General features: G+C 35.9%; 13 protein-coding genes. 8 read left to right on the plus strand and 5 right to left on the minus strand.

Annotated features, from left to right (window positions below):
• The first annotated feature begins 4 nt into the window (after positions 1-4).
• Positions 5-1,189, plus strand: a complete 1,185-nt coding sequence (locus tag QW060_RS05395; protein WP_290362630.1) for an alpha/beta hydrolase-fold protein — start codon at positions 5-7, stop codon at positions 1,187-1,189.
• 204 nt (positions 1,190-1,393) lie between these two features.
• The gene (locus QW060_RS05400; RefSeq protein ID WP_290362631.1) at positions 1,394-1,579 is read left to right on the plus strand and encodes a hypothetical protein; all 186 of its coding nucleotides are present in this window, start codon (positions 1,394-1,396) and stop codon (positions 1,577-1,579) included.
• A 129-nt stretch (positions 1,580-1,708) separates the two neighbouring features.
• Here QW060_RS05400 and QW060_RS05405 read toward each other — a convergent pair whose 3' ends face one another.
• Positions 1,709-2,872 (minus strand): FAD-dependent oxidoreductase, encoded by a 1,164-nt coding sequence (locus tag QW060_RS05405; RefSeq protein WP_290362632.1) that lies wholly within the window; start codon positions 2,870-2,872, stop codon positions 1,709-1,711.
• Positions 2,873-2,960: 88 nt separating this feature from the next.
• Between QW060_RS05405 and QW060_RS05410 the strand changes: the two genes are divergently transcribed.
• Both QW060_RS05410 and QW060_RS05415 read left to right on the plus strand, forming a co-directional pair.
• Entirely contained in the window at positions 2,961-3,917 is a 957-nt protein-coding gene (locus QW060_RS05410; RefSeq protein WP_290362633.1) for a helix-turn-helix transcriptional regulator, read from the plus strand.
• Positions 3,918-4,021: 104 nt separating this feature from the next.
• A complete protein-coding gene (locus QW060_RS05415) occupies positions 4,022-4,246 on the plus strand; it encodes a hypothetical protein (protein ID WP_290362634.1) in 225 nt (74 codons plus the stop codon).
• Positions 4,247-4,257: 11 nt separating this feature from the next.
• On the opposite strand, the gene QW060_RS05420 is transcribed toward QW060_RS05415, so the two are convergent.
• Both QW060_RS05420 and QW060_RS05425 read right to left on the minus strand, forming a co-directional pair.
• Positions 4,258-4,437: a hypothetical protein gene (locus QW060_RS05420; RefSeq protein WP_290362635.1), complete on the minus strand. Its 180-nt coding sequence runs from the start codon at positions 4,435-4,437 to the stop codon at positions 4,258-4,260.
• Positions 4,438-4,900: 463 nt separating this feature from the next.
• Positions 4,901-5,947: a S41 family peptidase gene (locus QW060_RS05425; protein ID WP_290362636.1), complete on the minus strand. Its 1,047-nt coding sequence runs from the start codon at positions 5,945-5,947 to the stop codon at positions 4,901-4,903.
• Between the two features lie 296 nt (positions 5,948-6,243).
• Between QW060_RS05425 and QW060_RS05430 the strand changes: the two genes are divergently transcribed.
• From QW060_RS05430 to QW060_RS05445, 4 genes are all read left to right on the plus strand, one after another.
• A complete protein-coding gene (locus tag QW060_RS05430; protein WP_290362637.1) occupies positions 6,244-6,975 on the plus strand; it encodes a helix-turn-helix transcriptional regulator in 732 nt (243 codons plus the stop codon).
• A gap of 95 nt (positions 6,976-7,070) precedes the next feature.
• Positions 7,071-7,775, plus strand: a complete 705-nt coding sequence (locus tag QW060_RS05435) for a transglutaminase-like domain-containing protein (RefSeq protein WP_290362638.1) — start codon at positions 7,071-7,073, stop codon at positions 7,773-7,775.
• A gap of 579 nt (positions 7,776-8,354) precedes the next feature.
• Positions 8,355-9,191, plus strand: a complete 837-nt coding sequence (locus QW060_RS05440) for a helix-turn-helix domain-containing protein (RefSeq protein WP_290362639.1) — start codon at positions 8,355-8,357, stop codon at positions 9,189-9,191.
• Between the two features lie 86 nt (positions 9,192-9,277).
• Positions 9,278-9,826: a YbhB/YbcL family Raf kinase inhibitor-like protein gene (locus tag QW060_RS05445; RefSeq protein WP_290362640.1), complete on the plus strand. Its 549-nt coding sequence runs from the start codon at positions 9,278-9,280 to the stop codon at positions 9,824-9,826.
• Positions 9,827-10,012: 186 nt separating this feature from the next.
• Here QW060_RS05445 and QW060_RS05450 read toward each other — a convergent pair whose 3' ends face one another.
• A complete protein-coding gene (locus tag QW060_RS05450) occupies positions 10,013-11,362 on the minus strand; it encodes a TolC family protein (RefSeq protein WP_290362641.1) in 1,350 nt (449 codons plus the stop codon).
• 109 nt (positions 11,363-11,471) lie between these two features.
• Positions 11,472-14,570, minus strand: coding sequence for an efflux RND transporter permease subunit (locus tag QW060_RS05455; protein ID WP_290362642.1), 3,099 nt, complete (start codon positions 14,568-14,570; stop codon positions 11,472-11,474).
• Positions 14,571-14,583: the final 13 nt, after the last annotated feature.

Consider the following 14,583-nt stretch of genomic DNA (forward strand, 5'->3'; position numbering starts at 1 on the left):
CTAAATGAAAATTCTGTTATTCCCTATATTTTGTGTCTTTTTTACTACCACTCTTTTCGCGCAATCGGCTTCAGAGTATTATTTTGAGGGCAAAGACACTCTTTTTTATTCCACTGCTTTACAGGAAAACAGAAAGATTACGGTGAGTTTGCCTAAAACTTATACGCCGGAGAAAGCAACCCAATTTCCGGTAATTTTTGTTTTTGACCGGCAAAACAACAGAATTTTTCGTCAGATATATGAAACCATAAACTATTTAGTTTCCTTTGACGAAGTTCCGGAATCCATTATCATTGGTATCAGCTCAGACAATCATTCCAAACGCTATTTGGAAACCAGCTTAAAAGATTCTGCTGAAAATGCAAAGGGAGAACAGATGGGGCGATTTCTATTTGAGGAACTCATTCCGTGGACAGAAAAGGCCTATCATGCAGGTAAAATCAGAACGCTGATCGGGCATTCCCGTTTTGGATATTTTACATCTTATCTGCTGATCAAACGAATGAACGAACTTACCTCTGTGATTGCGATCAGTCCGTTTTATGTACAGAAAAATGTAAATCTTGTAGATTCTTTACAAAGAGAGCTTTCCCATACTCAGTTGACACATACCGTATATTACAGATTCATTACAGGAGATCCGTTTACGGATTCTAAAGATTATGACCTTATGCATGATTTTTTAAAACAGGCTACCGCAATTGATTCGAAGCTGGATTGGAAAGGATATCGTTTTAATACTGTTCAGCACATGGCAGTTCCGGGCATGGCAGTGCCTCCGGCGCTAATTGATGTCTTTGATTACTGGTCAGAAGAAGTAACCAAAATTCAACGGAGTGAGGTGCCTTTAACCGAAGTTGCCTATTCTGAATTTAAGCTTAAGATGAAGCAGCATTACGGTTCCGAAATTGGAATAGGGTTGGCGGTATTGAATGGTATTGCTTATCAGTATTATAATGATGGAAAGTTTAAGGAGGCAATAAACTTGTGGAATATACTTTTAAAAGAATATCCTATGTTTACGTATGCCTATATCAGTATTGCCAACGCCTGCTTACAATTAAAAGACAGTGAAGAAGCAATGCGCTCATTAGAAAAAGCACAACTCGGGTTAACATCCAATACATTTTATTCAGATGAAGAAAAGCAAAGTATTATAGAAGAAATAACCCAACTCAAGCGCCGATAACAGCGAGCCAGAGCCATTTTTGATGGCTCATGCAGCAGTTTGTTGGTGTTGAATATTGCATTTGAGCCATCGCAGTTTTTATTACAACAAAAAGGAAAACTAATACGAAAGCACTAAACCTGAATTTTAAGAAAGATTTTATTCTATATTCTTACTTTTGCTCTTAAGAAGCATTATTGATGTATTTAATAAATATTGATGTATATGAAAGACAAAATAGGTTTTAATCTGCCATTCGCACTTATTGCATTTCCTATCGGATTGGCGCTGTACAGAGAATTTGATTTTACAACTTTTACATTTAAGAAGACAGCTTTGGGCTTGCTTTATCTGGTGACCTTTATTTTGGTAGTTTTTTTGACGTTCAGAAAGAAGTCAAAATCATCGTAACGCTGATTGTTTCATAATTCGTAAGAACACAAAATTGAGAAAACAGACTCCGCTGTCTGCCACAACAGCCATATACATCACAAAGACTTTCATTTTTATTTTTTAAGGTTGAATGTTATTGAGCTATGATTAATGAATGTGGCGAAACGTATCCAGTAATAATTTCAGTGCTTCTTTGGAATGCATGTTCTCCATAGATTGTAAGGTAACCTCAGTGATTTTTGCAGCACGTTGGCACATTGTCTTTTCGTAATTTGAAATAGCTGTTTTAATGTTGCTGAAATCATTTGCTGTCAGTTGTTCTGCGAGTTCAAAGGCATCTAACATGGCCATATTTACTCCCTCGCCGGCATAAGGCGGCATACGATGCGCGGCATCTCCCAAAATGGTTAAATTTGGTAAACTCTCCCATTGCTGGTCGAGTGGGAAATGATATTGTGGACGGGGAACAAAATAACTCTCATCACTTTCAAAAAGTTCGTGCCACTCATAGCCCCAATCAGCAAAACGCTCTTTAAACCAATCATATATTTCCCGTTTGTTTTCGAAGTTGATACCGGAAGTTTTTACCCAGTCTTCCGTTTCCTTTGTTCCGGTGTAAAAAGACAGTGAACCATCACCTTTGGCGCTCAGAATAATACTTTTTTCCAGTCCTAACGCAAATACTTTACCGCCTTTGACAAGCTTCCAGAGTTCCGGCACATTGGTGGCTGCATTGTAAATAGTTCCTTCTACAATGGTTAACCCTGAATAAACCGGAGCAATATGGGTAAGGTATTTTCTGAGTTTAGAATTGGCACCGTCTGCTGCAATAACAAGGTCGGCATACACGATACTTCCGTTATCGAAATAGATATCCCATCCATTTTCTTTGGTTTGTAGTGATACAAATTTAGAATTCCAAACAAGGGTATCTCCTTCAAGTGATGCAATAAGCAAATCCCGAAAGGGACCTCTGTCAATTTCCGGACGGAAAGAAATTCCGCTTTCCACTGCTGGGGTTTCATTCATGTGATCGTCGAAATATACCACTGCGTTATGGTCGGTTAAGCGCAGTTTGTCTGCATCAGGACGGTAATGTTTTTTAAATTCAGAAAGCAAACTGGCAGCATGCAGGGCTTTCAGTCCGGATTCTTCGTGCAAGTCTAATGTGGCTCCTTGCTGGCGCACATTCTGGTCTTTATCTCTTTCATATACTTTTACCTGATATCCCTTCATTTGTAGTAATCTGGCAAGAGTCAGTCCGCCGGGACCTCCTCCGATAATGGCTATTTTTTTATTTTTTAATGACATCCTATTTTTATTTTGATAACACAAAATTACTGTTGTATGATGAATTAAAATAGCGTATTTTGGCATAAAAATACTCGTAAACGACATTATGAGAATCGAAATTAAATCAAGGGACGGAATAGGGATGTTAGCCGCTTTTGCTGAACAAGTAGGCGGTAACGTTATAAATGGCAGAGTAGATGTTCCGGAAAAATTCGGAACAGGTTTTATGCAGGGCTATAGCTTCGATGAGCGTTTGCGGATGATGATCGTACGCTACGAATTGCACCGGGATTTTGCTGTTAGTCGAAAAAATCAACCTGCGAATATGCTGCTGTTCAATTTTCAGCACATCATCACCTCAAGCCAAACACAAACGGGTACTAAATTGCAACCATCGGTTCAGATTACAACACAGGGATTAAATGCGGAACTTTTTGTTCCCAAAAATACCATTCAAAATTCTATATCATTGAGTATTGATGCAGAGTATTTACGAGAGCTTATCGGAGTACGAATAGACCATCCTTTAATAAATAGTATTTTGGATAATAAGCAACCCTTACTGTTTGAAGAATTTATATCTGTTCCGCTATTGAAAGTGGTCGAAGATATTGTAAGCAGTAAGGTGCCGGCATTGCTTCAGGATTTTTACTACAAACTAAAATCTCAGGAACTCATTTGTCAGTTACTGATTTCATTGGTAAGACGGGATGAGAAGAAAGTGTATGGCTTTAATACAGCCGATATTAAGATGCTTTACAAGGTTAAAGACCGATTACTTCAAAATATTGAAAAAGCCCCCACAATTGCCGAATTATCGAACTTTTCCGGCATGAGCGAAACGAAGCTAAAAAGATTGTTTCATCAGGTTTTTGGTAAAAGTATATTTCAATACTTCCAGAATTCAAGAATGCAGGAAGCTGCACGCTTGTTGAAAAAAGGTTTATCTGTTTCAGAAGTGGGGTATCAGCTGGGGTTTTCAAATTTAGGACATTTTACAAAAGTTTTTGAACAGGTGATCGGAGTTAAACCAAAACGGTATAGTAAGCTAAAAGATAATTAGTTTACTGCCCTTTTAAGAGAGAGTACTATAGATTTTAATTTAAGAAGAATTACTTCTTATTACCCTCAAGACAACCAGATCTCTGACAACCAAGAAGTATATTAATGAAATCACCAAAAATAATGGATAAAGTACTAATGTTACTTTATCCATTATTTGTTTCATTTGTAGTAAAGATCTACAAGGAATTAAGTGAAGGTAAGTGCAGTACGCAGTATTGTAAAAAAGTTACAATAGAAGTCACCAATCTTGTAAGCCGATACTTCAAAATTCTACTTTATATTTTACTATTCAATAAAATAATAGGTCACCACAATTACGTTTTTTAATGTATTTTTTTTCAATATAATATCGATGTTAATTCATTAAAACTTTTACTTAATCTTACCCAGTTACCTTGCCGAGTTAATACTCTTGCATAATACTTATCCTTAGCCAAATCAACGGCTACAATTTCATCTTTTTCAACAGACAAATTACCATCTCGGTAATGTTGACTAAATTTTAATTTTGTATCCATAGTTTTAATTCTTTAACATTACAAAAGTATATATATATACTTATTTAAAATAATAAATTGTAAAAAAACTTTTATTATTATAGATTGTTTAAAATGCTGGTAAAATATACTTATTGTTTTTAAAAAATGATGGTAATGTGTGCTGATTAATTTGCTTAAATCACTATAATTACACCTTTAAAGGTTTATAAGTATTCTTTTTTGTATTGAAAATTTAAGGTTCTCTTATAAAACGAGAATTGTATCTCTTATCATAAAATACATTTTTGATAACAATAAAGAAAAGGATACATCTATCGAAAATTATAGAAAAGATAGATTCAGAAAACGTAGGCACAACTTACGAAAAAGATGGCTGCGTCAGAGCTTTATTTGAAATGAAAAGACATTTAAAAGATAAAAAAGATTGTTGGGGAATGGTTCAAAGTCTAATGGGAATGGTAAATTATCGAACCATTATAAATTATAATTTTCTCAACAATTCTAATGCTTTACGTATTTTTTGGTCACTATTTAAATCTTCCAGATTATCTCCTCCTAATACTTCAAAATCAGGTAAAATATTTGATTTATAAATTTTTAAATTTCGGTCAACAACATAATCCGTCGATAGATTGATTCCTGCATCTTTGTTTATTTTAAAACCTTGAACTGCTGTAGTGTAATTTGCTGTTGGTTCTCCTACTATAAAAGTGTTATTTCTACCGATAAATGATACAGCTGTCATTTCTCCTGAACTCGCAGTATAGCAGCTCGTTAAAATCACTATTGGAATATCATTATTTATTGGATAATCTAAATCTTCAGTTCTTTCTAAAATCACATTGTCAATCCATAATTTTCCTTCTTTAATTTCCCAATTTCCGGTAGATTTGTTTTGAGCATTTCTAAAACCGCCAAAAAGTAAATTGTCTCCAATAAACTCTTTCAAGCCAAGCAACATAGGATACATATTTCCACCGGTATTAAGTCTTAAATCTATGATCCAGCCTTTAATTGTCTTTGAATTTATATTATTGATATAAGATACAATATCGTTTGCTAAACTGTCTACTTTTGTAAAATTAAAATCGTTGTTCCCAACAATTCTGATATAGGCGATTTTTGTGTCAATGAGTTTACTGAATGTTTTTGTATCCGTTTTTATTTTATCCTTTAAATACAAATTTGTTTTCATATTAGTAGGATTCCATCCGTATGTTTTTCCTTTATATTTTAAGCCTCCGTGATAATCATTGAGTTGTTTAAAGACTTCTTCATAAAAAGGGACAATTTCATCTATCAGAATTAAATCTCGTGATTTACTATATAATTCATTCTTAATATTGTTGATATTTTCGGCATGGATTGAGTTTATTTGTATCAATTCGATTGACTTGTCAATAAATAACTTTATACTGTCGTTTTTAAAATTTTGACAGAATGATACTGTTGAAAAAAGAAGAAGAGAGATTATTAAAAAATATCTGTTCATATATTTAAGAATAAGAAGCTTATTGGATGTAAGCATGTTTTCAATAGAACAAAGTTATAAAATTAGTTTGTATTGTTCTTTTTATATGTACTACAGGTATTAACCGATAAATAGGTAATTGTGATGGAAGGTAGTGGATTATTATAGACTTAGGAGTACCGAATACAAAAAAATCTTTTTACTTTTGAAACAGAACTTTTGCCGGAAAAACAGTATCAAATTTTGATTAATTTGGTTTTAAATCTCTAAAAGGTTATCATCAGATTTCCTGTTTAATTAATTTTTTAACCACCTGAAAGGATCTGTTTTTCATAAAACTGTAAACAGATATCATGTTTTATTTTGACAGAAATTTCGGTTTTTTTTTAGGACCTCTTACCGATAATAAATATCATAAACATTATGCTTTGCAAATCAGTGTTTCCACACAGTCAAATCTTGCCTTATCTGATAAAAAAGGGAAAAATCTTTTCGGAAAAGCACTTTTACTCCCTTCAAAAGTTGAACATGCATTGACATGCAATACGAATCAGTTGACGATCTTAATAAACCCACTAAGTAGTGTCGGTCATTATTTAAAGTTGAAATTTGACAGTACAGATCCGGTAGTTTTCAATAATTATATATCAGATGAGCTCCTCAGAACATTAGATAAATTCGAAAGAAATGAATGGTCATTTGAGATGGTTTGTCAATCCGTTTCACAAATACTGACAACCTGCAGAGCATCATTGGAAGACGAAAAGTATATTGAAGACAAAAGGATCCTTAAAGCACTGGATTTTATGGATATCCATTTTGATGATGTACTTTCTTTAGTAAGGGTCGCCGGATATTGCAATGTATCACCCACTCGTTTTTTACATCTGTTTAAAGAGAAAACCAATCTCAGTTTCAGACGCTATCAGTTATGGAATAAGTTAGTAAAATCATTACCTTATCTAACAAAAAACTCTATTACAGATACGGCACATGCTTTTGGGTTTTCAGACAGTTCACATTACACAAGAACGTTTTCGGAAACGTTTGGTGTGACACCTAAATTCTTTTTACCTAAACGTTAGCCGGTTTATACAATTTTATATTTGTACTGTTTTGCAATTTTGTTTGGTTATAAATCATAACCATAAAAGCAGTTTTATATTTAAAATTAAAAAACATGAACAATTATCTGAAAGAAACCCCTCTGCTGAATTATCATGACAGCTCGGTTCAAGCCTTAATCAAAACAAAAAAATGGCTGCAAATGCAACCTGTTGACCGCGTACAGGCCATTTATAATTATGTAAGAGATGATATTAAATTTGGTTATAATTCATCTGATACAATAACAGCGGCTCAGGTATTGAAAGACGGTTATGGACAATGTAATACCAAAGCGACTTTATTAATGGCACTTCTGCGGGCAGTGGGAATTCCAAACAGAATACACGGATTTACCATTGACAAAGCTCTGCAAAAAGGAGCTATAACAGGTATTTGGTACACATTATCACCTAAAAATATTCTTCATAGTTGGGTCGAGGTCTACATAAACGAAAACTGGTATTTTCTTGAAGGTGTGATTCTTGATAAAGAATATATCACCAAAATTCAGCAGAAAAATAAAGAGAGGACAACTGTCTTTTGCGGATATGGAGCTTTTACTGATAATTTGGCAGACCCACCGATTGAATGGAAACTCAACCATACTTTTATTCAGCACAAAGGAATCAATCAGGATTTTGGATTGTTTGATACCCCAGACGCCTTTTATGCTAAGCACCAACAGCAAATGGGCATCTTCAAAAGATTCATTTTTAGCAATATGGTAAGAAAATTCCTAAACAGAAATGTTCAAAAAATAAGAAAGGGCAGGGGATAGCCTATAATATAAAATAGATGAATCCGGTTTTACAACATCTTACTGAATAGGCTTGTTGTTTTTCCAAAGCACAAAATCATAAAGAGACAGAAATTTCATAATGTATGGAAAGTTGTGTAGTTTTACCATAACATAAAAAATAAAAAAAGGGAAACAATAAAGTTCCCCTTTTTTACTAACACTTTGGTGGATGTCAGTTCTTCTTCATAAGCATTAAATAAATATCAATTTTCAGACCAAAATAGCTGTATTTTAAAAGGTACTGATTTTCAGATAATTTTATTTTTTTAGAATTTTAAATGTAATTTCCAACTGTCTAAAAAATCCACAACAGCTGCTTGTTGTGTTGATTTTTTCCAATAATAATGGTATAGTTCAGCAATTGAAAGAATGATTTCTCGGTCCCATCTCAGAGGATAATTAAAAAAATGATTGATATTATTATCAAATAACTTCTAAGAAATAGACGGATGATAACACGCTACAGAGTATCACAATAGTTAAGCTGAAATAAATAAGCGAACCACAATACTTATGTCTTAAATAAGTTTGTATTTTAAACAAAATCACGTACATCGAATGAAAAGCATCACATTACCGGAAGAACTTACTTTAGAGACTAATCAATCTGTTCAGGTTTTTGATTATAACAGTATGCAGCCAATTGTAAAGCAGGAAATTATTCTGAATCAGAATGCTTTTAGTTTTTTAATGGAAGGAACAAAAGAAGTGTTTTTTGATACTTCAGCCATTTCAATTGATAATACCAGATTTCTTTTAATGGGCGCAGGGCATTGCCTGATGACGGAAAAACTTTCTGATGTCAAAAGTTACAGAAGTGTATTATTGTTTTTTACCAACGAAGCTTTATTGAAATTTATACATAAAGTGGCACTTGACAAAACAGTATCGAAGGGATATAAATCTGTTTATGATTTTCAATATGACCATTTTATTCAGGGCTTCGCAAAAAGTTTATCCGATATTTCAAGATTATCAAAACATCTGCAAACAAAATTACTCGAAGTAAAGTTTGAAGAAATCATGTTATATCTGACCGAAATTTACGGAACAGATTTTTTATCTTCATTTATCGTAAAAAGTCCTGATAGTACACAGAAATTTATTCGGACTGTTGAAACCAATCAATTGAGTAAATTAACATTAAAGGAACTGGCATTTTTATGCAATATGAGCATTTCAACTTTCAAAAGAGAATTTGAGAAACACTATGGCGAATCACCTATCAAATGGTTCCAGAACAAAAGATTAGAACATGCTCATTATCTGCTGAACCAGCAGCAAAAAAATTCTTCTGAAATTTATGTAGCAGCAGGATATGAAAACTTATCCAGTTTTATCCAGGCATATAAATCAAAATATGGAATGACGCCCAAACAACATCATAAAAAGTGAGCTTTTAGCAACAGTTTTTGAACCTAATACTCCATTTTCTCAATAATAGTGCTGCTAACTTTGCTTAAATTTTAAATTGTAATACAATGAAAAAAGCAAATTTTATTTTAGTATTGTTGTTGCTATTCTCAACAGTACTTTTCGCACAAAAAACATTTACGTTATCCAGTAAAGATTTAGGAGGATCAGCAACTCAAAAACAAGAATTTAATGGGTTTGGTTGTTCAGGAACCAATGAATCTCCTCAGTTATCGTGGAAAAATGCGCCTGAAGGGACAAAAAGTTTTGCCGTAACCATGTATGACCCTGATGCACCAACAGGAAGTGGATTCTGGCACTGGGTGGTATTTGATATTCCTGCAAACGTAAATGAATTGCTGTCTAATGCAGGCAATGTCAAATCCAATATCGCTCCCAAAGGTGCTATACAAAGTATAACAGACTATGGAATCAAAGGATTTGGAGGTCCCTGTCCACCAGAGGGACACGGATTTCATCAGTACATCATCACGGTTTATGCTTTAAAAACCACTACATTAGGGCTTGATGAAAATGTAAATCCTGCAATAGTCGGGTTTAATCTTTGGAATAATACTTTAGCAAAAGCGAGTATTATTGCCTATTATAAGCGATAAATTACACCTACTTTATCTATACAATTATCAAAGAATTTATAACTATAAAAAAGAGGACATAATTAAAATGTCCTCTTACTATAAAACTTTGTTTGTTTTAGGATACTTGAATAATTTTTTAAGCTTGCTATAATATTCTTAAAGATGCTGTCAGGCAATTTTTGTGTGTTATTACGATTTCAGGTATTACAATTCTAACATTCCCAAAGCGTATTGTAGTTCGGTATGCAGCACCCTGAGATTATATACTGCCTGCAGATAATTGATTTTAGCCTGTGTAAGCGCAAGTTCGGCATCAGTCAGTTCCAGTCGTGAACCCAATCCGTTTTCAAACCGGTCTTCTGTCATCTGATGATTCAATTCAGCAGATTGTACTGTTGTAATCTGAATTTCCAATTGTGAAGAAGCTTCTTTCCATCTGCTTATTATACTTGCCAGTGTTGTTTTCACTTCGTCTTTCAGATCTTTGAGTCGTACCTCTTCCTGATCTGCTACAATTTTTGCCTGATTGATTTTTGATCTGCGTTGTCCGCCATTAAAAATAGGTACGCTTAGTTGTAAGCCCAGAAATGAAGTTCTTGGCCATACATAATCATTAAATCTCAGGTTATCTGCCTGTGCCTGAATCTGATATTGCCCGATGATTCCTATTTTGGGTATCAGTTCAGCTTTAGTTGCTGATACCTTCTGTAATTGTAGTTCAATAGTCAATTCCTGTACATTTATATCATTTCGGTTGACTTCGGCAATGTTTAAAGCCTCGCTTACCGTAAGAAACTCGGTTTGATTGGTCTGAACCTCCGATTCTAATTCATCTGTCAACTCCAGTTCCTGTATTTCATCAAGACCAATAAGCCTTTTGAGTTCTATACCGGAAACGTCTATATTATTTTTAAGGTAAGAAACCGAAGATCTCAGATTTTCAACTGCAATAAAGCTGCGTAAAGTGTCTGATTTAAGTCCTCTGCCCTGTGCAAACAAAGATTTTGAATCTTTCAGCGCTTTGACGTTCCGCTCATGGCTTTGTTCTAAAAGCTGTAGCTGACGCTTCATCATTAATATATCGAGATACCGTGAAGAGATCGCGAGTGCCACCCGGCTTTTTAAATCTTCTGTTTTCTCAGCCTGTATTTTTTCATTAATTCGGGATGCTTTCGTCATTCTGTGCGAACCTGGATCCAGAATAGGCTGGTATAACGATACAAATCCGTTAAAAGCATTTCTCCCGCCAACAGCAACTTCCTGTACTGCTTTAGTAGTTCCGGCAAATGATCCGGGAAGGAAGATATTTTGTCGGTCGAAATAGTAAGAATAGGCTACTCCGGCTGAAATATCCGGTAATAGTCGGCCTTTATTCTCCCTTGTTTTTTCTGCAGCATTTTTTTCTTCCAGTATTTGTACTTGTATTGTTTTATTTCCCTGCCTTGCCATTGTCAACGCTTCCTTAAGTGAAAGTGTTTTTGTCTGAGCCAGTGATGGTCTGCTGCCTATAAATAGCAATAGCGCTATTATAAATATATGTGATGCTTTTTTCATTGTGAAAATAGTTTTATTCATTGGGTTAGCCGAAATTTTCAGGTGATTATTACCACCAGGTGCAGCCGGTATTTCTCAACTGCACAAGGAGATAATTATTTTCCGGTCATTATTCATTAGCATTTGTAATTTCGTTTTCATCCAGTTCTACTGCTTCTTTTCTGCGTTTACTGCTGGACAAATAAGAATATACAGCCGGAATAATGAACAGCGTAAGTATTCCTGAAAATACAAGTCCGCCTGCGATAACGATACCCAACGACTGACGGCTGTTGGCAGTAAGTGCAATAGGTAGTGCACCGAATATCATTGCCAGAGAGGTCATCAGAATAGGTCTGAACCGTTGTTCGGCTGCCTGTATCGCGGCATCAAATTTAGACAAGCCTGTATCTTTGAGGTGATTGGCGAATTCAACAATAAGGATTCCGTTTTTGGTAATAAGTCCTACGAGTGTAATAATACCAATCTGGCTGAATACATTGAGACTTTGACCAAACCAGGAGAGGCTCAGAATAGCTCCTGTCACCGCCATCGGTACAGTAAGCATAATAATTAGAGGGTCACGCAGACTTTCAAATTGTGCGGCCAGAATCATATAGATAATTACCAGGGCAAGTATAAGAGTGAAGGCGATGTTTCCCTGACTTTCTCTGTAATCACGAGACTGACCGGCTAATGATGTTTTGAAGTTTTCACCCAAGACTTCAGTTTTAATGCGTTCTATTTCTTCAATCCCTTCTGCAAGACTGACACCCGGAGCCGGAGCTGCGGATACAGTAGCAGAGGTGAACTGATCATAACGGTATATAGCGGCAGGACTTACAGCCTCTTCGGTTGTGATGAGGTTGTTTAGAGGGATCAGTTGTCCGTTGTTAGAACGTACATATATGGAATTAAGATCGGTAATATCATTTCTCAATTCCCGGTTCATCTGTCCGATTACCTCATATTGTCTGTCGTTTCGAAGGAAATAAGCGTAGCGCAGTCCGGAGAGGGAAAGCTGCAAAGTACGGGCTACTTCTTCTATTGAAACTCCCATCAGGGCTGCCTTTTGCCTGTCGATATTTATTTTGATTTCAGGTTTATTGATTTTGAGATCAGCATCGGCAAACATCAGTTTTTTACTCTGACGTACAGCATTCAGAAATTTAGGTAGTGCTGCAGTCAGGGTATCAAGATCCTGAGTCTGTAATACAAATTGTACGGGCATACCTCCTCCATAACGCGAACCAATGGTAGGTGGCAGATAAGGAAATAAGAGAAAACCTCTGAAATTGGCAGATGCTGCCCCATATTGATTGTATAAGTCCTGTATGCTGGCTTTTCTTTCTTTAGGATCTTTCAGATAGATACTTTGTACAGCAACATTAACAGGTGCAGGTGCCGGAATGAAGGATATCGCAACCATGGAATAGGTTTGATACAGTCCATCCGTAGAGTCATTGACATATTTACCGACTTCAATCATATTTTTTTTCATATAATCGAAAGAGACACCTTCAGGCGCAATGGCGATAAGACTCATATTGGATCTGTCTTCTACCGGCGCAAGTTCTGAAGGTAATTTTTTACCTACAAAATAGATAAGTCCTGTAGTGACAATCAGAAAAATCCATGCCAGCCATCTGGCCCGCATAAAGGCAGTCAACAACCGTGCATATCCGTTATTCATACGAACAAAGAAAGGTTCTGTAACCCTGTAAAACCAGCCTGGTCCTTGTTTCTTTTTCAGAAAATAAGCACTCAGCATAGGCGTTAGTGTAAGTGCAACAAAGGCAGATACCAATACAGAGCCAGATACCACTATAGCGAATTCTTTAAAAAGTTGTCCGCTGATACCTCCCATGAAGACAATCGGTAAAAATACAGCTGCCAGTGTAATGGTTGTAGAAATTACTGCAAAATAAATTTCTTTGGATCCTTTAAAGGCTGCCTGTATCGGTGGCATGCCTTCTTCTATCTTTTTATAAATATTTTCAAGTACCACGATTGCATCATCCACCACCAGTCCAATAGCGAGTACCAATCCAAGCAACGTCAACACATTGATGGAAAAGCCTGAAACATACATGATGAAAAAGGCCGACAGGATAGATACCGGGATAGCGATAACGGGGATAATGGTAGAACGCCAGTCGCGTAAAAAGAGGAAAATAATAATAACCACAAGACCAAACGCAATAAAGAGGGTTTCTTCCACTTCTTTAATAGATTCGCGAACCGACTGCGTAAAGTCAAATCCTACAATAAGACGATATTCAGACGGAATGTCTTTACGTAACTGCTCAAGACGTTTGTAAAATTCATCTACTACTTCAATAGCATTCGCACCGCGCTGTATTTGTATGGCTACACCGATACCTACACGATTAAGATTGCCTGTTTCGTTGATAATGGCAGTACGCTCATTCATCTCACCCAATTCGGCTGAACCTATATCTTTGAGACGAACCACAGAATTTTCAGTTTGTTTGACAATCATTTCCTCAAAATCAGTTTGTGTTGTCAGTCTACCCAGTGTGCGTATGCTGAGTTCACTATTATTTCCTTCAACCCTTCCGGAGGGTACATCTATATTTTCCCTTAACAACGCCTGCCGGATATCTTCCGGAGTAAGCTTATGGGCAGCCAGTTTAATCGGGTCAAAGCGTAAACGCATTGCATATTTGTGCTCACCTACAATGGCGACATTGTTGATACCGGGAATAGATTGCACACGGTCTTTGATAACAGTAGAAGCGATATGACTTACTTCCTTAATATCTTTCGTATCACTTTCTACTTCCAGAAAAGCTACAAGGTTATCCGGTGAAGAGGCTTTTTGTACAATTGGCGGATCTACATCTGCCGGAAGCTGTTTTCGGGCTTTGGATACTTTATCTCTGACATCGTTCAGAGCATCTTCGATGTCCATTTCTCGATTAAATTCTATTGAAATAACGCTTACCTGCTCTCTGGATTCGGAGGATATGGTACGTATTCCGTTTGCCTCGGCAATGGATTCTTCCATAGGCCGGGTCAGTTTAGATGCTATTACATCGGGACTTGCTCCCGGATAAAAAGTGACAACTGAGATAACGGGCGGTTCTGTGAGTGGGAACTCCCGAATCCCTAATTGCTTCCATCCAACAATACCCAAAATGACAATAAGGAGGGAAAATACACCGGCTAAAACCGGTTTTTTTATGCTTAAAGATGATATACTCATGATGTTGCAAATT

It is taken from the genome of Paenimyroides ceti (genome assembly GCF_030409925.1).